Here is a 17,648-nt window from a genome sequence, read left to right as displayed (position 1 = left end):
CTGGGGTGGTTTGCCGCCGTGGCCCAGGTGCGCGACTGGCCCCGCGCCGCCGCCATCCTGGACGAAGCGGAACGACACCTGGCCGCGCTGCCTGCCCTGATCCAGGCGCGGGTGTTCCTGGCCGGCGAAAGCGGCGATGCGGAAGAGATGGCCCGGCTGATCAACCAGGGTACGCTGCCCGGCAGCCCGCTGATCACGATCGCACGCATCCGCCAGGCGCTGCGCGGGGGCGCGCCCGATGCCGCACTGGCCCTCGCCCTGCCCTTGGCGCAGCAGGCGCCGGGATCACCTTTGGCCGGGCAGGTCTGGCCCTATGTGTCGACCTGCTGGCGCCTGCTGGACGATCCGCGGACCCAATGGCTCGATGACGATCCCGCATTTGTGCGCAGCGTGGCAGTGGGGCTGAGCGGCGCGGAACTGGCGCAACTGGCCGATCTGTTGCGCGGGTTGCACCGGGCGCAACTGCCCTATCCCGAACAATCGGTGCGCGGCGGCACGCAGACCGACCGCAGCGTGCTGCTGCGCCACGAACCCGTGCTGGTGCGCACGCGCGAGGCATTGCTGGCGGCAACGCGCGATTACATTGCCGCCCTGCCCCCGCCCGATCCTGCCCACCCGCTGCTCTCACGCCCGCGCGATGCGGTGCGGATCAGCGGCAGTTGGTCGGTCCAGCTGCACGGGCACGGCTTCAACGTCACCCATTCGCATCCGTTGGGGTGGATCAGCAGCACCTTCTATGTCGCCCTGCCCGATCCGGCCGAAAGCACCGCGCCCGATGCCGGACACTTTCACTATGGCGCCCCGCCGCAGGAGCTGGGCCTGGATCTTGCCCCCTATGGCACGATCGACCCGGTGGTGGGGCAACTGGTGCTGTTCCCCTCCACGCTGTGGCACGGCACGGTGCCGTTCGATGCGGGGGAGCGGCTGAACATTGCCTTCGACGTGGTGCCGGCACCCTGATCCTCCCCGGCACGGGGAGGGGGACCAGCCGCAGGCTGGTGGAGGGGACTGGCGGCTGCAAACGGCGTTTCAGGCCGAATATCCCCTCCGCCACGCTTAGCGCGGTCCCCCTCCCCGTGCCGGGGAGGATTTTAGCGGCCGCGAAACGCCCATTGGCCCACGGGCTGCCAAGTGGCGCCGCCTTGGGGCAGGCGTTGCAGGGCGTGGAGGTCAATCCCCGCAAAGGCAAAGGCCTGCCCCTCGAACCGGCCCGCCAGCGCCGCCTGGAGCGCGCGGGCTTCGCTGCGGACAACCTTGTTCTGGACAGTTACATGAAAGCGCGGCCGGCCTTGGTCTGCCAGGCCGAGCAACCCCTGGAGCGCTTCCGCCAAATCAGCATGCACCGCTGCCAGCGCAGGGCTGTGCACGGCAACGGCCGTGCCAGTGCCCAGGTCTGCCAGCCCTGCGAGCTGCGCGGCCGGCGGCGGGGTTTGCGCACAAACGCGGGATGCCAGGCGCTGCACCTCGCCCTGGGCGGAAAGCGGCAGCGCGTGAAACAGCGTGACATGGGCCGGCACATGATTGCGTTCGGGCGGATAGTGCGCGCGGCGCAACCCTTCCATCTGGCCAAAGAGCGCGGCGGGTAGCCGGGCTATCAGGACCAGGGGCCCGCTCACCCGGCGCGGCCCGCCGCGCGGGAGAAATCGGAACAGCCGGAGCGATGCGCGCGCGCATCAGGCGGCAAATCCGTAAAACTCCGTATCGGACCAATAGAGCCGTAGTTGCGCAAATGCCAGCCTAGAGATCACCGCGCGCCCGGCGAATGGCGAACCATTTGGCCACATTGGCATTATGTTCGGCCAGAGTATCGGCAAAGACATGGCCACCGGTGCCATCGGCTACCATATACAATGCCTCGGTATGCGCCGGGTGCAGCACTGCCTCGATCGAGGCGCGGCCGGGATTGGTGATCGGTCCCTTGGGCAGGCCGGTCATCGAATAGGTATTGTAATCGTTTACAGCCTGGATTTCCGACTGGCGGATGCGGCGGCCCAGCGGCTTGCCGCGGGTGATCGGATAGATGATCGTGGGATCGGCCTGCAGCAGCATGCCCTTGCGCAGGCGATTGGAATAGAGCCCGGCCACCATGCGGCGTTCGGCAGGCTTGCCGGTTTCCTTTTCCACGATCGAGGCCAGGATCAGCGCCTCTTGCGGGGTCTTGGCCACGGTATCGGCGCTGCGCTGCGCCCAGAGTTCGGCCAGGGTCTTGGTCATGGCCGCCTGCATGCGCGCCAGCACTGCCTTGCGCGGTTCGCCACGGCGGAATTCATAGCTGTCGGGCAGCACGGTGCCCTCTTCGGGAACGTCGACCGTGCCGGTCAGCAGCGGCTGCGCCATCAGGCGTTCCTGCACCATGATCGCGGGCATGCCCTCGGGCACGGTGACCAGGCGGCGCATCGCGCCTTCGGCCCCTTGCAGGATCTTGAGGATGGTAGAGCCACTGGCGTGGGCCGGCAGGCTGAATTCGCCGGCCTTGATCGGCGCCGTCGTGCCCAGCAATCGCGCGCGGGCGCGGAACGTGCTGGCCGAAGCCACCGCCCCTTCGGCCTCGAGCTTGCTGGCGATGGAGCCGATGCTGGCGCCATCAGGCACGACGAACGCCGTATCCTTGGCCAGCGGGCCCGGGCCATACCAGCCCCACAGGAAGTGGGTGCCCCATGCTGCCGCCAGGAGCAGCGCCCCCAGGATGACCAGCCGGACTTTACCGATGCGGGCAATCATGGGAGCACGTTTCCTTGGTTTACGGCGGCCTTTCGGCTTGCCACGCGGGTTGGCCTTGCGGCTCAAACCGCCTTCATGATCAGGCTGGCGTTGGTGCCGCCAAACCCGAACGAGTTGTTGAGCACCGCGCGCACCTGGCGCTTCTTGGCCACGTGCGGCACCAGGTCCACGCCCTCGGTGCCCTCATCCGGGTTGTCGAGGTTGAGCGTGGGCGGCACGATCTGGTCACGGATGGCGAGGATGCAGAAGATCGCTTCGACCGCGCCTGCCCCGCCGAGCAGGTGGCCGATGGCCGACTTGGTGCTGCTCATCGAGGCGCCCGACAGATCATCGCCCAGCACGCGCTTGACCGCGCCCAGTTCGATGGTGTCGGCCATGGTCGAGGTGCCGTGGGCGTTGACATAGTCGATGTCGCCCGGCTCCAGACCTGCCTTGCGCAGTGCCATGCGCATCGCGAGTTCGGCGCCCTTGCCTTCCGGGTGCGGCGCCGTCACGTGATAGGCATCGCCCGACAGGCCATAGCCGACCACTTCGGCATAGATCTTGGCGCCACGCGCCTTGGCGTGTTCGTATTCTTCCAGCACGACGACGCCGGCGCCTTCGCCCATGACGAAACCATCGCGGTCCTTGTCATAGGGGCGGCTGGCCTGTTCCGGCCGGTCGTTGTAGCTGCAGTTGAGTGCGCGGGCCTGGGCAAAGCCGGCCACGCCCAGCGGGTTGATCGTGCTTTCCGCGCCGCCCGCCAGCATCACGTCAGCGTCGCCATCCTTGATCATCCGCGCGGCATCGCCAATCGAATGGGCGCCGGTGGAGCAGGCGGTGACAACCGCATGGTTGGGGCCCATCAGGCCATACTTGATCGAAACCTGGCCCGAGATCAGGTTGATCAGGCGGCCATGCACGAAGTGCGGAGAGACGCGGCCGGGGCCCTTTTCGTGCAGGACGATCGATTCGCTCTCGATGCCCGGCAAACCGCCGATGCCCGAGCCGATCGAGCAGCCGGTGCGCGTCTTGAGATCGTCGTCCATGTCCACCAGGCCGGCATCTTCCAGCGCCTGGCCGGCAGCATCGATGCCATAGACGATGAACGGATCGACCTGGCGCTGAATCTTGTGATCGACTCGGCGTGACGCATCAAAGCCATAGGGATGGTCGGCCGGCTTCACTTCGCAAGCGATCTGGCACTTCTGGTTGCTGGCATCGAACCGCGTGATCGGCCCGGCGCCAGACTTGCCGGCGAGCAGATTCGCCCAAACGGTTTCCACGTCCGCGCCCAGCGGGGTGACAAGGCCGAGGCCGGTTACGACGACACGACGCATTCTTTTCTCCGCAAAATCACAAACGAACAGGCCCAGCCCCGCAGATATGGGGACTGAGCCTGCCGAATTCCTCCCCTGCCCGGCCTGCAATTGCTGGCCGGAACGGTTGGGGAAGCGGGGCGATCAGCCCTTGTTTTCGTCGATGTACTTGATCGCGTCAGACACGGTCGAGATCTTCTCGGCCGCATCGTCGGGGATTTCCACACCGAATTCTTCTTCAAAGGCCATGACCAGCTCGACGATGTCGAGCGAGTCAGCGCCGAGATCGTCGATGAAGCTGGCGTCTTCGGTGACCTTGTCGGCCTCGACGCCGAGGTGCTCGACAACGATCTTCTTAACGCGGTCGGCGGTATCGCTCATTATATGCCCCTTCGCAGGAAACAGGTTGGTGGTCGCGGGTCAGGCATCGCCCTAATAGGCTGTTGAACCGCTGGCAAGAGGCGCCCGCATCCTGGCCTGTCAGCCGTGGGACACAAGCGCCGGTCGGAATGCGCTGCCGCTCAGCCCTTGGGCTGTTCGACAACGCGAATGTTGAGCTCGCGCAACTGCTTGTGCTCGGCTGGCGAGGGCGCCCCCATCAGCAGGTCTTCGGCCCGCTGGTTCATCGGGAACAGCGTAATCTCGCGCAGGTTCTGCGCCCCGCACAGCAGCATGACAATGCGGTCGACGCCAGCGGCCATGCCGCCGTGGGGCGGCGCGCCATACTGGAACGCACGATAGAGGCCGCCAAAGCGCTCTTCCACGTCAGCCTTGGTCAGGCCCACGATTTCGAACGCCTTGACCATGGTTTCGGGCGACTGGTTGCGGATCGAGCCCGAGGCGATTTCATAGCCGTTGCAGACCAGATCGTACTGGAACGCCTTGATCGTCAGCGGGTCCTGGCCCGTCAGCGCGTCCATCCCGCCCTGCGGCATGGAGAACGGGTTGTGGCTGAATTCCACCTTCTTGTTGTCTTCATCCCATTCATAGAACGGGAAATCGACGATCCAGCACAGCTTGTAGGTGCCTTCTTCGACCAGGCCAAGCTGCGCGGCCACGCGGTTGCGAGCCAGGCCCGCCAGCTTGGCGGCCTGATCGGCCTTGCCAGCGGCAAAGAACAGCCCGTCGTTTTCGCCCAGGCCCAGCTCGGCATAGAGCGCGGCCATGCCTTCGGCGCCGTGATTCTTGGCAATCGGCCCGCCAAACTCGCCGCCCTTGCGGGTGACATAGCCCAGGCCAGCATGGCCTTCGGCGCGGGCCCAGTCGTTCATTTCGTCAAAGAACTTGCGGCTCTTGTCTGCGGTGTTCGGCGCCGGAATGGCGCGGACGACGCCGCCGGTGCCGACGATCTTTTCAAACAGGCCAAAGCCGGACTGGGTGAAGTGGTGCGAAACGTCGGTGATCAGCAGCGGGTTGCGCAGGTCCGGCTTGTCAGACCCGTACTTGAGGATCGCCTCGTCATAGGGAATGCGCGGGAACTGGCCGATCGGCGTCACCGGCTTGCCCTCGGCAAAGGCCTCGAACACGCCGCCGATCACCGGCTCCATCGTTTCCCAGACTTCTTCCTGGGTCACGAAGCTCATTTCGAGGTCGAGCTGGTAGAATTCGCCCGGCAGGCGATCGGCGCGCGGATCTTCGTCGCGGAAGCACGGCGCGATCTGGAAATAGCGGTCGAACCCGGCCACCATCAGCAGCTGCTTGTACTGCTGCGGCGCCTGCGGCAACGCATAGAACTTGCCGGCGTGGATGCGGCTCGGCACCAGGAAGTCGCGCGCGCCTTCCGGGCTCGATGCCGTCAGGATCGGCGTGGAATATTCGGTGAAGCCCGCGCCTTCCATGCGGCGGCGCATGTCGGAGATGATTCGCGTGCGCGTCACGATGTTGGCGTGCAGGGTTTCGCGACGCAGATCGAGGAAGCGATAGCGCAGGCGGATATCCTCGGGATATTCCTGCTCGCCGGCCACCGGCATGGGCAGCTCTTCTGCCGCCGAAAGCACCGTCGCCACCTTGGCGAACACTTCGATCGCGCCGGTTGCCAGGTTGGCGTTGACGGTCGCTTCGTTGCGGGCCTTGACCACGCCTTCGATCGTCACAACGCTTTCCACGCGCACGGATTCGAGCAGCGGCAGCGCCGGGCTGTCGCTATCTGCCACAATCTGGGTGATCCCGTAGTGATCGCGCAAATCGACGAACAGCACGCCGCCATGGTCGCGCTTGCGATGCACCCAGCCCGAAAGGCGAACATTTTCGCCGACATGCTCGCGCGAGAGGGCGCCGCAGGTGTGGGAACGGTAAGGATGCATCGAAACTCTTTCCAATCGGTCTGCAATAAGGCAGGTGAGACAGGCTTAAATGTCAGGCGCGGCCAAGAGGCGATGGCCACGCTTTTGTCAAGCCGCCGCTCCCGGACGGGGGCACCACCGGCCCCATGCCGCCACGGGTGTTTGGCACCCAGGTGCGGTTCGGGCCATACAGAAAAGAACGATGAAGATACATCCGCTGATTACCACGACCGCCGCGCTTGCCGATCTGTGCGAGCGGCTGGCCAAGTCAGACTTCGTCACGGTCGACACCGAGTTCATGCGCGAGAACACCTATTGGCCCGAATTGTGCCTGGTGCAGATCGCCAATGAAGAGGAAGCCGCGGCCATCGATCCGCTGGCGCCGGGGATCGACCTGTCGCCGCTGCTCGATCTGCTGGTCGACAACGAAGACGTCCTCAAGGTCTTCCACGCCGGCGGCCAGGATGTTGAAATTATTTACAATCTTTCGGGGCGTACGCCGCACCCGATCTTTGACACGCAGATCGCGATGATGGCCCTCTCGCAAAGCGAGCAGATCGGCTATTCGAACCTGGTGGAAGCGTGGCTGGGCCTGTCGATCGACAAGGGCGCCCGCTTCACCGACTGGTCGCGCCGCCCGCTGACCGAACGCCAGATCGAATATGCGATCGGCGACGTGACCCACCTGTCCAAGATTTTTCCGCGCATGCTCAAGCGCCTGATCAAGACCGGGCGCGGCGAGTGGCTGGATATCGAGATGGAAAAGCTGGCCGACCCGGAAAACTATCGCAACGACCCGGGCAAGGTGTGGGAAAAGATTCGCCCGCCCAGCCGCAACCCCGCCGTGCTCGGCCGGTTGCGCGCGATTGCCGCCTGGCGCGAGGCCGAGGCGATGGACAAGAATATCCCGCGCGGGCGCATCATGCGCGATGAAACCCTGGCCGACATTGCCAGCCACCCGCCGCGCGAACAGCACGACCTGGCCAAGGTGCGCGGCCTTTCCACCGGATGGAAGGATAACGATATCGGACGCCGCCTGATGCAGACGCTGGCCGATGCCAAGCCGTTGACCGAGGCGGAAATGCCCCCGCGCGCGCCGCGCGGCGCCCCGCTGGGCAAGGAAGGCGCGCTGGTGGCCGACCTGCTCAAGCTGCTGCTCAAGATCCGCAGCCGCGAGATCGACGTGGCCTCGCGCCTCCTGGCGCGCAGCGATGATCTAGAGGCACTGGCCGCCGGGCAGCGCAAGGGCTTGGCCCTGCTGGAAACCTGGCGCTACGAACAGTTCGGCCGCGATGCGCTGGAACTGGTGGAAGGGCGCCTGGCTTTTGCCGTGGTCAACGGCAAGCTCAAGATGGCGCACATCGACCAGATCGGCAACAACGGCCCAGCCAAGACCACCCCGGCCGAACCCGAAGCTGGCGAGCCACTCGGGGAATGAGCACCTACCTGCCCACGCTCAAGCAGCTGCAATACCTCGTCGCGCTGCATGAACATGGCCACTTCGGCAAAGCCGCCGATTCGTGCTTCGTCTCGCAGTCAACGCTGTCGGCTGGGCTGCGCGAACTCGAATCGCTCCTGGGCGTGACGCTGGTGGAGCGCACGCGCCGTGTCGTGCGCTTCACCCCGCTGGGCAACCAGGTGGTGGCCAAGGCGCACCGCCTGCTGCGCGAGGCGGAGGAACTGTCCGAACTGGTGCAATCGCACGGCGTGCCGCTGGCCGGCGAACTGCGCATGAGCGTGATCCCCACGATCGCGCCGTTCCTGCTGCCGCGCATCCTGCCGCGCCTGCGCCAGGAACGCCCGCAGTTGAAGCTGTTCCTGCGCGAGGAGCCCAGCGCCGCCGCGATCGAATCGCTGCACCACGGCCGTGCCGACTGCGTGCTGCTGGCCCTGCCCTTTGCCACCGGCGAGGTGGACGTAGCGCCGCTGTTCAAGGACCGGCTCTATGTGGCGTTCCCGCAGGACGATCCGCGCAACCCGCCCGAATCGGTGCCGCCGGCGCTGATCGATGAAACGCGCCTGCTGCTGCTGGAAGACGGGCACTGCCTGAAAGAGCATGCCTTGGCCGCCTGCAACCGGCCGGAACTGCGCGCCAGCGCGACGATGATCGGCACCAGCCTGCACACCCTGGTGCAGATGGTGGACAATGGCCTGGGGTTGACCATGCTGCCCGAAATGGCGGTGGACGCCGGCATCCTCAACGACACCCATATCGTTGCCCGCCCGCTGCAATCCGATCACGCCTATCGCGAAATCGCCCTGGTGTGGCGCAAGAATTCGCCCCGCGCCGACGAGTTTCGCCTGCTGGCAGAGGAATTGCGCACACCATGAAGGTGCAGCGCCACAACGCGCTGGAAGATCTCTATGGGGTTGCGACCGGGTGCCTTCTGCTGGCGCTGGGCCTGCACCTGCTGCACCAGGCGCGGTTGATCACCGGGGGCATGGCCGGCCTTGCCCTGCTGCTGTCCTATATTGCGCCATATTCGCCCGGCACGCTGTTTGCCGCGCTCAACCTGCCAATCTTCCTGATCTTCTGGCGCAGCCAGGGCACGCGCTACACGCTGCGCAGCCTGGTCGCGACGCTGGCCATTACCGGCCTGGTCACGCTGGTGGCCAAAGGCCTGGTGCTGACGTCAGCCAGCCCGGCCGCCGCCGCTGTGATCGGCGGCACGGTGATGGGTATGGGCCTTTTGGCAGTGACGCGCCACGGCACCGCCGTGGGCGGATCGAGCGTGATCGCCCGCTGGCTCAGCCGCAAAAAGGGCTGGAGCTTTGGCCGCCTGCTGATGATCACCGACGCCACGATCATCGCCACCTCGGCCCTAGTGCTCGGCCCCGAACGCGCGATCTGGTCGCTGGCCAGCGCGGTCTGCGCCAACCTGATGATCATGACCTGGCACCGGCCCGATCGCTATCTGGCAGAGAGTTTGTAAGCGGGGCTCTGCCGCCTTGCGGCTAAGGACGGCGACCGCTGTCTAAGGTATCAAGCTGGACCCCGGATCAAGTCCGGGGTGACGAAGAATAGAGGTAACGTATAAATTTACCGTCACCCCGGACTTGATCCGGGGTCCAGCTTTGCTTCATGCACTCCCCCCGTCAATCCATATGCTTCAAGCCCACCCGCAGGTAATCCCAGCCGGTGATCACGGTCAGCCCGGCCGCGCCCCATAGCGTGGCGAGGCCCACCGTATGCGGCACGTTGATGACGATGCCTTGGAGCGTAAGCGTCCACCACGGCGTGGCGCAGCCCAGGATCAGCGCGCCGAGCGAGACCATCTGAAACGTGGTCTTCCACTTGGCGAGCTTGGACACCGGCACCGAAACCTGGATGCCGCCCAGAAACTCGCGCAGGCCCGACACCGCGATCTCGCGCAGCAGAATCACCAGGCCGGCGATCACGTGCATGTCCCCGACATAGGGGCCGGTCAGCACGCCTTGTGCGGTCAGCACCAGGATCACGGCGGCCACCATGATCTTGTCGGCAATCGGATCGAGGAACACGCCCAGCTTGGACACCGTGCCTTGCGCGCGGGCCAGATAGCCGTCGAAATAATCGGTCACGCCCATCAGGCAGTACATGGCAAAACCCAGGGCATAGCCAGTGGGCCAGCCCGGCCACCACAACAGGGCAACCAGCAAGGGCACGGCAACGATGCGCGAAAGGGTGAGGATGTTGGGCAGCGTGAGCATGTCTTTTCCGCAATAAGACGGCCGGGGCCAACATGGAAACGGTTTGTGCACGAAGGGCCTGCCATCATGCTTGCGTGGCGCCTTTGCCCCAGCCCATCTTGCCGTGCGCCCTGGTGCCACCCATGTAAGACGGGCTGCGGGTTAAATCTTGTGGCGCCCACCGCTTGCCCCTTGCCCACCCGGCGTGGCGCGCTAAGGCAGGCGGAACAGAGACCAGGGATGCCCGGCACCGCTTAGAATGACAACTACAACGCATCTCCTTCGCGCCCGCCGCTTCCTGCCATTGTTCGTCACCCAGTTGCTGGGCGCGTTCAACGACAATCTGTTCAAGAATGCCATGGTGCTGTTCGTGGTGTTCAACGTGTACAATTCGGAAAAAGCCGAAGCGCATTTTTCCGGCATGGCGACGGCCCTGTTCATCATTCCCTTCGTGGCGCTGTCTGCCCTGTCGGGCCAATTGGCCGACATGCGCGACAAGGCACGCATCATCCGCATCGTCAAAACCTGCGAGATCGGGATCATGACCGTGGGCGCCACCGGCCTGCTGCTGGCGTGGAAGGGCTTCCATGTCGAAGGGCTGGCCATCCCGCTGATGCTGCTGGCGCTGTTCGCCATGGGCGTGCATTCCACGTTTTTCGGCCCGATCAAGTACGCCATCCTGCCCCAGCATCTTCATGCCGATGAAGTGCTGGCCGGCACTGGCCTGGTCGAAGCGGGTACCTACATGGCGATCCTGGCCGGCACGATCGTGGCCGGCTATATCTCTGCGCCGGCAGCGGCGGTTACAGTGATCGTCACCGCGCTGATCGGCTTCTTTGCCGGCCGCAGCGTGCCCCCCGCCCCGCCCGAACAGCCGAACGAACCGCTCGCCCTGCCGTTGCTGCGCCCGTTCCTGGCGCGCCCGCGCAATGTGCTGCGCGCGCTGGGCCTGGTGCCGGTGGTGGTGGCCGATCAGGTGGTCTCGCTCTATCGCCTGGTCCATTCCACCACGCGCCATCCACGGGTGTTCCTGGCCATTGCGGCGATCAGCTTCTTCTGGGCCGTGGGCGCGATCCTGTTCGTGCAGTTCCCACCGCTGGCCAAGAACGTGCTGGGTTGCAGCAAGGAAGTGGCCAGCCTGTTCCTGGTGATCTTCTCGGTGGGGATCGCGATCGGCTCGGTCTCGATCAACCGCCTGCTCAAGGGCACGGTTTCGGCCCGCTATGCCCCGATCTGCGTGGTCGGGACCGCGCTGTTCGTCGTCGGCTTCCACTTCGTCTGCGCGGCCTGGCCGGTGCCAGCACAGCGCGGCCTGCTCAACCTCACGGCCTTCATCACCGCGCCGCTGGCCGTGCCGCTGATCGGCACGCTGCTGGGCATCGCCATCACCGGGGGCATGTTCATCGTGCCGCTCTATGCCTTTCTCACCACCGTGGTGGAAAAGTGCGAGGCAGCGCGCACGATTGCGGCCAACAACATCGTCAATTCCGGCGCGATGCTCGCCGGCTCGCTGCTGGCCATGGGCCTGACGGCAGCGGGCATGCGCATTGTCGACCAGTTGCTGCTGACGGGCATTCTCTGCCTGTTTTCGGCCTGGCTCGGCTGGCTGCTCTATCGCGCCGAAGTCGCCCACCTGGGCGCGCAGGAAACCCACACGTTTGACGAGATGGCGGGTTAATAGCTCCCGCTGCTCGCCCCGGCGATCAGCTCATGAAAGCCATGATCGCCATGAAGCAGGCGCAGTAGGCCATCAGGAATTCCTTCACGTCCTGCACGGTGATGCGCTTCCAGTTCATCGGCTGGGAGCGCATCGCGGCGCGCGCCATGGCCGCCTGCACTTCCGGCTCGAACACCGGCATCGGCAGCAGCACGCGGCGCGGCAGGGTGGCGCGGAACGGGTGGCCGGGTGCCTGGGCGCCAGGGCCATCGGGGTGGGGCGTGGATTCGAACATGACTATTCGCTTTAACGCGATTTTAACCATGATGGCACCGGCGCAGTCGCCGCCAATTCGGCGGCGTTCCGTCATGGGACAGGCCGCACAATCATCCGCCCAAAACAAAGCGGGCCGCCCTGGGAAAAGGGCGGCCCGCCAGACCATTACAGGTCAGACCATTCAGGGACTGTCAGCGTCGATCAGATATCGTCGCCCAGCGCGCCCTTGACTTTGCCAGCAGCCTGCTGGGTCTTGCCCTTGGCCTGCTGCGCCAGGCCTTCAGCCTGCAGCTTGCCGTTGTCGGTCATCTTGCCGGCGGCTTCCTTGACGTTGCCAACCGCTTCGTTGGCCAGACCCTTGGCGCGATCCTTGAGCTCACCCATGGTGTATCTCCTTGAAAAGGTGGGGTGGATGCGGCCGTGAGAGGGGGAAGCCGGCCGCATCCTTCGAAAGCAACTACGCCTTGGGCGCGGCTTTGGTTCCAACCTGTGAGACGAACGGTTGAGCGACCGGCCCAAAGGGCAGCATGGCCAACAATCAGGGGCGGGTGACCCTGGTCAGACCGTGCCGCCGGCCATCGCCAGGATATGATCCCATTCGGCGGGGCGCACTGCCGAGACCGACAGACGCGACAGGCGCAGCAATTCCATGTCAGCCAGATCGGGCGTGACCTTGATCGTCTTGAGGCTGACCGGGCGCACCAGCTTGGCCACGGGCTTGACCTTCACCGCTGCCCACTTGCCGTCGGGATCGGTAGGGTCGGTCAGGCCCGGCATGCTGATCGTTGCAATGCCAACTATTTCCTTGCCGATGTTGGAGTGATAGAAGAACGTAAGGTCGCCTTCCTTCATCGTCCGCAGGTTACGCGCCGCCAAGTGGTTGCGCACGCCATCCCAGGTGCCCTCGCCTTCGCTGACCAGGTCGTCCCAGCTATATACGTCGGGTTCGGACTTCATCAGCCAAAGCTGGGTATCGGCACTGATCTGAATCATGGAAACCTTGCGGACTATGGGAATAGAGGCGCGCCCATACCGCATTTTCCCCCGGGGAGCCAAATGAACCTCGATACTCTGCCCGTCCTGTCCCTGGCTGCCGATCCGGCAGAACTTTCTCGTGATATCGGCGCCAGTTTCCAGCAATTCGGCTTTGCCATGGTCAAGGACCACGGCCTGGATGCCGATCTGGTGGCGCGCGCCTGGGCGCAGACCCAGGCCTTCTTTGCCCTGCCCGATGCGCAAAAGCGCGCCTATGCCATCCCCGGCATCGGCGGCGCGCGCGGCTATACGCCGTTTCGCACCGAGATCGCCAAGGGCGCCAAGGTCAGCGACCTGAAGGAATTCTGGCACGTCGGCCGCGACCTGCCGGTTGGTCACCCCCTCGCCGGGGCGATGCCGCCCAATGTCTGGCCGGCCGAGATCGCGGGTTTCCACGAAACCTTCACCACGCTTTACGCCGCTTTCGATCAGGTCGGCGCGCGCATCCTCTCGCGCATCGCGGTGTGGCTGGGGCTGGACGAGCACTGGTTCGATCCGGCCATTGCCGATGGCAATTCGGTGCTGCGCCTGCTGCATTATCCGCCGGTGCCCGGCGCCCCGGACGGCGCGATCCGCGCCGGCGCGCACGAGGATATCAATCTCATCACCCTGCTGCTCGGCGCCGAGGAAGCGGGCCTGGAACTGCTGGCCCGCGATGGCCGCTGGATCGAGGTTTCACCCCCGCCCGGCGCACTGGTGGTCAACATCGGCGACATGCTGCAGCGCCTGACCAACCACGTCCTGCCATCGACCACCCACCGCGTGCGCAATCCCGATGGCGCGCGGGCCAGCTACAGCCGCTATTCGATGCCGTTCTTCCTGCACCTGCGCAGCGATTTCCCGTTCCACACCCTGCCGCAGTGCATCACGGCGGAAAATCCCGATCGCTATCCCGTCTCGATCACGGCTGACGATTACCTGCAGGAACGCCTGCGCGAGATCGGCCTGAAAATGTAAACGCGGGCGGAACCGGCAGGCCATGGGCGGATTGCAGGCACGGGACCTGTTGCACCGCACAAAAAAGGAGCGCCCATGCGCCTGCCGCTCATTCCGCCGTCACAGCTGACCGACGAACAGAAGCCGCTTTACGCGGCGATGCGTGAAGGCATTGCCAGCAACTTCAACGCCTTCAAGGTGATCGACGAATCCGGCGCCCTGATGGGGCCGTGGAACCCGTGGCTGCATTCGCCGCAAATCGGCAAGGCGATCTGGGATCTGACCCTGGCGCTGACGGCCAAGGCCACCGTGCCCGATCGCGTGCGCCAGATCGTGATCCTGACCGTGGGCGCGCGTTATGATGCCGCCTATGAAATCTATGCCCACGTCGCCGTGGCGGAAAAGGAAGGGATGAGCGCGCAGCGCCTTGCCACCCTCACCGCCGATCTCAAGCCGGCCGACCTGGCCGAAGACGAAAGCGTGGCGTTCGACCTCGCCTATGCCCTCTCGCGCGGGGGCGTGCTGCCCGAGCCGGTCTATGCCCTGGCCGAGCAGACGTTCGGCCAGGCTGGCGTGGAAGAACTGATCTTCCTGGTCGGGCTCTATGCCCTGGTGTCGGTCACGCTCAACGGCTTCAACGTGCCGGTGCCCGAACGCGAATGACTTGAGCCCCGAAACGCAAAAAGCCCCGCAGACCGCGGGGCTTTTTGGAAGGGAACTGGTGGAGCCGAGGGGGATCGAACCCCTGACCTCTACAATGCCATTGTAGCGCTCTCCCAGCTGAGCTACGGCCCCACACGTTCCAGGCATTTGATCGTCCACGAGGAACGAAGCACCCTGGAAAACCAGGGTATTTCGCAGACTGGTGGAGCCGAGGGGGATCGAACCCCTGACCTCTACAATGCCATTGTAGCGCTCTCCCAGCTGAGCTACGGCCCCGAAAGTCTGCCAGAATGCCCTGGGAGGCACCCTGCCCTGCGGTCACACCAGAAGGTGATCATCGCCGGGAGCCGCGCCTCTAAGGGAGAGGGTGGCGGCTGGCAAGAGGCTTTTTTGCGCCTCTCGCCAATTTTACCGGCCTGCCGGAAAATGTCCTGTGGACATCCCCCGGCCCGGCCGGAAACCCTTAGTTATCGTCGTCCTCGCCCTCGTGGGCGCCCACGCCGAGATCATCGTCGCCACCCAGGTCGACGTCGTTGTCGGGCGAATCGCCGTCCTCGTCGATGTCCAGATCCTCTTCGGCGAGATCGACGTCGGCGTCGGCCTCGACCTTCTCCTTCTGGATCTCTTCATAGGGGATCGGCTGCTTGGACTTGAGCACCGGCTCAGGGTGCCAGGAATACTTGCATTCCACGCACGTGACCGGGTCGGCATTGCCGAGGTCGTAAAAGCGGGTGCCGCACTTCGGACAGCTATGCTTGGCGCCCCATTCAGGCTTGACCATGAATAATCCTCGAAAAGCTCGCCCGCTGCCGATGCGGCGCGGACCGGAACCAAAAAAACGTCTTGGGGGCGCGTTACCCGGAAATCAAGCGTGCGCACGACAGACTGCGGCGCGCGCCTTGCCATAGTGGCCGCGCGCTGTCAAAAGCCGCGCGTTTTTGCCGCCCTTTTGCCATTCTGGAAAGACCGAGCCCGTGAGCAGCCATTCCGATCCCGCCCTGATGCGCCCCCGCCGCTTTTCTGCCCAGGGGCCTCTCAAGGGCCGGATTCGCGTGCCGGGTGACAAGTCGATCAGCCACCGCTCGATCATGCTGGGCGCGCTCGCCGTGGGCGAAACCCGCGTCACCGGGCTGCTCGAAGGCGAAGACGTGCTTTCGACGGCCGCCGCCATGCGCGCCATGGGCGCCACGATCGAACGCCAGGCCAACGGTGATTGGCTGGTCGCGGGCGTGGGCGTGGGCGGGCTGCTGCAACCGGCCGGCGCGCTCGACATGGGCAATTCGGGCACCTCCACCCGCCTGCTGATGGGCCTCGTCGCCAGCCATCCGATCACCGCCTGCTTCGTGGGCGATGGCAGCCTGTCCAAGCGGCCGATGGGCCGGGTGATCGATCCGCTCAGCCAGGTCGGCGCGCGCTTCACCGCCTATCCCGGCGGGCGCCTGCCGCTGATCGTGGAAGGCGCGGCGACGCCGGTGCCGCTCAGCTATCGCCTGCCGGTCGCCTCGGCCCAGGTGAAAAGCGCAGTGCTGCTCGCCGGGCTCAACACCCCGGGCATTACCACGGTGATCGAGCCGATCCCGACGCGCGATCATTCCGAGCGGATGCTCAAGGGCTTTGGCGCCGATCTCTCGGTCGAGATCGCCAGCGACGGCGCGCGCGTGATCCGCCTGGTGGGTGAGGCCGAGCTCAAGCCGCAGGCGATCACCGTGCCGGGCGATCCCTCATCGGCCGCGTTCTTCGTGGTGGCCGCACTGATCGTGCCGGGGTCTGACCTGGTGATCGAGAATGTCGGCCTCAACCCCACCCGTGCCGCGCTGTTCGACGTGCTGCGCCTGATGGGCGGCAGCATCGAGGAAATCGATCGCCGCGACGTGGGCGGAGAGCCGGTGGCCGATCTGCGCGTGCGCGCCTCTGCCCTCACCGGCATCGATGTCGATCCCGCCGTGGTGCCGAGCATGGTCGATGAATTCCCCGTGCTGTTCGTCGCCGCCGCCCATGCCCAGGGCCGCACGATCACGCGCGGGCTGGAAGAGCTGCGCGTCAAGGAATCCGATCGCATCACGGTCATGCGCGTGGCGCTGGAACTGGCCGGCGCGCGGGTCACCGAAACCGAAGACGGCATGATCATCGATGGCACCGGCGGCGGCCCGCTGCCAGGCACGCAGGCTGACGCCAGCGTGGCCACGCACCTCGATCACCGCATTGCCATGTCGATGGCGGTGGCGGGCCTGGCCAGCGCCAATGGTGTGGGCATCGACGATACCCGCCCGATCGCCACGAGCTTCCCGGTGTTCGAACAGCTGATTGCCACGGCCACCGCCGCATGACGCTATCGCCGCTTTTCGCCAATATCTGCGGCTTCATCGGCATGGCCTGCATCATCCTGGCCTATGGCTACACCACGCGCGAGGGCGCGCATGGCCGGCGGCCCAACCCATTCGTGCAGCACGGCACCAATCTGGCGGGTGCCGCGCTGCTGACCGTGTCGCTGATGGTCAACCTCAACCCCGCCTCGCTGGTGCTGGAAGGGTTCTGGTCGGCTATCGCGCTGTGGGGCCTGGGCAAGGCACTGCACGACAGAAGGAACAAGGCGCGATGATCATCGCCATCGATGGCCCCACTGCATCGGGCAAGGGCACGATCGCCCGCGCGCTGGCCGCCCATTTCAGGCTGCCGCACCTCGATACCGGGCTCCTCTATCGCGCGGTCGGCCGCCAGGTGGCGCTGCAGGGTGGCAACCCCGATGATCCGGCCGATGCCTTGGCCGCCACGGCCTTTCCCGAAAGCCTGCTGGCCGATCCCGATCTGCGCTCGGAAGCCACCGGAGGCCTGGCCAGCCGCGTCTCGATCCACCCGGCGGTGCGCGCGGCCTTGCTGGAGCGGCAGCAGGCCTTTGCCAACCAGCCGAGCGGCGCCGTGCTCGATGGGCGCGATATTGCCACGGTGATTGCCCCGCACGCCGATGCCAAGCTTTACGTGACCGCCAGCGTCGCCTCGCGCGCGCTGCGCCGCTGGGCGGAAATGACCGGCCAGGGCCGCACCGTCTCCCGCGAAGAGATCGAGGCAGACCTTGCCGCGCGCGACGCCCGCGATGCCGGCCGTGCCACGGCG

20 protein-coding genes and 2 tRNA genes are annotated in these 17,648 nt (G+C 65.5%); 10 read left to right on the top strand and 12 right to left on the bottom strand.

Translation table 11 applies throughout. The features are described 5' to 3' along the window. Positions 1-960 (top strand): putative 2OG-Fe(II) oxygenase (locus tag H926_RS0107260; RefSeq protein ID WP_022675710.1); only part of this gene is annotated, 960 nt, incomplete at its 5' end. A 131-nt stretch (positions 961-1,091) separates the two neighbouring features. On the opposite strand, the gene H926_RS0107255 is transcribed toward H926_RS0107260, so the two are convergent. The 5 genes from H926_RS0107255 to aspS all read right to left on the bottom strand — a co-directional run bounded on the left by H926_RS0107255 (position 1,092) and on the right by aspS (position 6,322). Continuing rightward, complete coding sequence (locus H926_RS0107255; RefSeq protein ID WP_028657714.1) at positions 1,092-1,616, bottom strand: 2'-5' RNA ligase family protein; 525 nt, start codon at positions 1,614-1,616, stop codon at positions 1,092-1,094. Between the two features lie 121 nt (positions 1,617-1,737). Next, positions 1,738-2,721 (bottom strand): endolytic transglycosylase MltG, encoded by a 984-nt coding sequence (gene mltG, locus H926_RS0107250; RefSeq protein WP_022675707.1) that lies wholly within the window; start codon positions 2,719-2,721, stop codon positions 1,738-1,740. Between the two features lie 62 nt (positions 2,722-2,783). Continuing rightward, a complete protein-coding gene (fabF, locus tag H926_RS0107245) occupies positions 2,784-4,040 on the bottom strand; it encodes a beta-ketoacyl-ACP synthase II (protein ID WP_022675711.1) in 1,257 nt (418 codons plus the stop codon). A gap of 123 nt (positions 4,041-4,163) precedes the next feature. Then, positions 4,164-4,400: an acyl carrier protein gene (locus tag H926_RS0107240; RefSeq protein WP_028657713.1), complete on the bottom strand. Its 237-nt coding sequence runs from the start codon at positions 4,398-4,400 to the stop codon at positions 4,164-4,166. Between the two features lie 140 nt (positions 4,401-4,540). Then, entirely contained in the window at positions 4,541-6,322 is a 1,782-nt protein-coding gene (gene aspS / locus H926_RS0107235) for an aspartate--tRNA ligase (protein WP_022675706.1), read from the bottom strand. Between the two features lie 181 nt (positions 6,323-6,503). On the opposite strand from aspS, the gene rnd reads away from it, so the two are divergent. From rnd to H926_RS0107220, 3 genes are read left to right on the top strand one after another with little or no spacing between them, the layout of a single operon-like run. After that, entirely contained in the window at positions 6,504-7,739 is a 1,236-nt protein-coding gene (gene rnd, locus H926_RS0107230; RefSeq protein WP_022675705.1) for a ribonuclease D, read from the top strand. Continuing rightward, complete coding sequence (locus H926_RS0107225; protein ID WP_022675704.1) at positions 7,736-8,632, top strand: hydrogen peroxide-inducible genes activator; 897 nt, start codon at positions 7,736-7,738, stop codon at positions 8,630-8,632. The genes rnd and H926_RS0107225 overlap by 4 nt, the downstream gene beginning before the upstream one ends. Then, positions 8,629-9,234: a YitT family protein gene (locus H926_RS0107220; RefSeq protein WP_022675703.1), complete on the top strand. Its 606-nt coding sequence runs from the start codon at positions 8,629-8,631 to the stop codon at positions 9,232-9,234. The genes H926_RS0107225 and H926_RS0107220 overlap by 4 nt, the downstream gene beginning before the upstream one ends. A 163-nt stretch (positions 9,235-9,397) precedes the next feature. Here the strand turns inward: H926_RS0107220 and pgsA are convergent, their stop codons facing one another. Then, on the bottom strand, positions 9,398-9,991 hold the full coding sequence (gene pgsA, locus H926_RS0107215; protein ID WP_022675702.1) for a CDP-diacylglycerol--glycerol-3-phosphate 3-phosphatidyltransferase: 594 nt from the start codon (positions 9,989-9,991) through the stop codon (positions 9,398-9,400). Between the two features lie 238 nt (positions 9,992-10,229). On the opposite strand from pgsA, the gene H926_RS0107210 reads away from it, so the two are divergent. Beyond that, positions 10,230-11,648 carry an MFS transporter gene (locus H926_RS0107210; protein ID WP_022675701.1) on the top strand — a complete coding sequence of 473 codons (1,419 nt, stop codon included), beginning with the start codon at positions 10,230-10,232 and terminating at the stop codon, positions 11,646-11,648. A gap of 25 nt (positions 11,649-11,673) precedes the next feature. On the opposite strand, the gene H926_RS26115 is transcribed toward H926_RS0107210, so the two are convergent. The 3 genes from H926_RS26115 to H926_RS0107195 form a co-directional block, all read right to left on the bottom strand. Next, positions 11,674-11,922: a hypothetical protein gene (locus H926_RS26115; protein WP_022675700.1), complete on the bottom strand. Its 249-nt coding sequence runs from the start codon at positions 11,920-11,922 to the stop codon at positions 11,674-11,676. 182 nt (positions 11,923-12,104) lie between these two features. Next, the gene (locus tag H926_RS0107200; protein WP_022675699.1) at positions 12,105-12,287 is read right to left on the bottom strand and encodes a CsbD family protein; all 183 of its coding nucleotides are present in this window, start codon (positions 12,285-12,287) and stop codon (positions 12,105-12,107) included. Positions 12,288-12,461: 174 nt separating this feature from the next. Beyond that, positions 12,462-12,896, bottom strand: a complete 435-nt coding sequence (locus H926_RS0107195; protein ID WP_022675698.1) for an EVE domain-containing protein — start codon at positions 12,894-12,896, stop codon at positions 12,462-12,464. Positions 12,897-12,959: 63 nt separating this feature from the next. Here H926_RS0107195 and H926_RS0107190 point away from each other — a divergent pair, with 63 nt between their 5' ends. Together H926_RS0107190 and H926_RS0107185 are read left to right on the top strand one after the other, a co-directional pair. After that, on the top strand, positions 12,960-13,895 hold the full coding sequence (locus H926_RS0107190; protein WP_022675697.1) for an isopenicillin N synthase family oxygenase: 936 nt from the start codon (positions 12,960-12,962) through the stop codon (positions 13,893-13,895). A gap of 75 nt (positions 13,896-13,970) precedes the next feature. After that, positions 13,971-14,537, top strand: a complete 567-nt coding sequence (locus H926_RS0107185) for a carboxymuconolactone decarboxylase family protein (RefSeq protein WP_022675696.1) — start codon at positions 13,971-13,973, stop codon at positions 14,535-14,537. A 56-nt stretch (positions 14,538-14,593) separates the two neighbouring features. On the opposite strand, the gene H926_RS0107180 is transcribed toward H926_RS0107185, so the two are convergent. The 3 genes from H926_RS0107180 to H926_RS0107170 all read right to left on the bottom strand — a co-directional run bounded on the left by H926_RS0107180 (position 14,594) and on the right by H926_RS0107170 (position 15,318). Continuing rightward, positions 14,594-14,669: transfer RNA gene (locus tag H926_RS0107180), tRNA-Ala, on the bottom strand. A 68-nt stretch (positions 14,670-14,737) separates the two neighbouring features. Further along, positions 14,738-14,813: transfer RNA gene (locus H926_RS0107175), tRNA-Ala, on the bottom strand. A gap of 187 nt (positions 14,814-15,000) precedes the next feature. After that, positions 15,001-15,318, bottom strand: a complete 318-nt coding sequence (locus H926_RS0107170) for a TIGR02300 family protein (protein ID WP_022675695.1) — start codon at positions 15,316-15,318, stop codon at positions 15,001-15,003. Between the two features lie 220 nt (positions 15,319-15,538). Between H926_RS0107170 and aroA the strand changes: the two genes are divergently transcribed. The 3 genes from aroA to H926_RS0107155 all read left to right on the top strand — a co-directional run. Beyond that, on the top strand, positions 15,539-16,864 hold the full coding sequence (gene aroA / locus H926_RS0107165; RefSeq protein WP_028657711.1) for a 3-phosphoshikimate 1-carboxyvinyltransferase: 1,326 nt from the start codon (positions 15,539-15,541) through the stop codon (positions 16,862-16,864). Then, entirely contained in the window at positions 16,861-17,136 is a 276-nt protein-coding gene (locus H926_RS0107160; protein ID WP_022675693.1) for a hypothetical protein, read from the top strand. The genes aroA and H926_RS0107160 overlap by 4 nt, the downstream gene beginning before the upstream one ends. Further along, positions 17,133-17,648, top strand: a 516-nt coding sequence (locus H926_RS0107155) for a d(CMP) kinase (RefSeq protein ID WP_022675692.1), incomplete at its 3' end; no start/stop codon positions are given. The genes H926_RS0107160 and H926_RS0107155, both read left to right, overlap by 4 nt.

Source organism: Novosphingobium sp. B-7 (assembly GCF_000410615.1).
Classification (GTDB): domain Bacteria; phylum Pseudomonadota; class Alphaproteobacteria; order Sphingomonadales; family Sphingomonadaceae; genus Novosphingobium; species Novosphingobium capsulatum.
The sequence above is the reverse complement of the archived record's forward strand: the minus strand, read 5'-3'. Positions and strand labels throughout refer to the sequence as shown.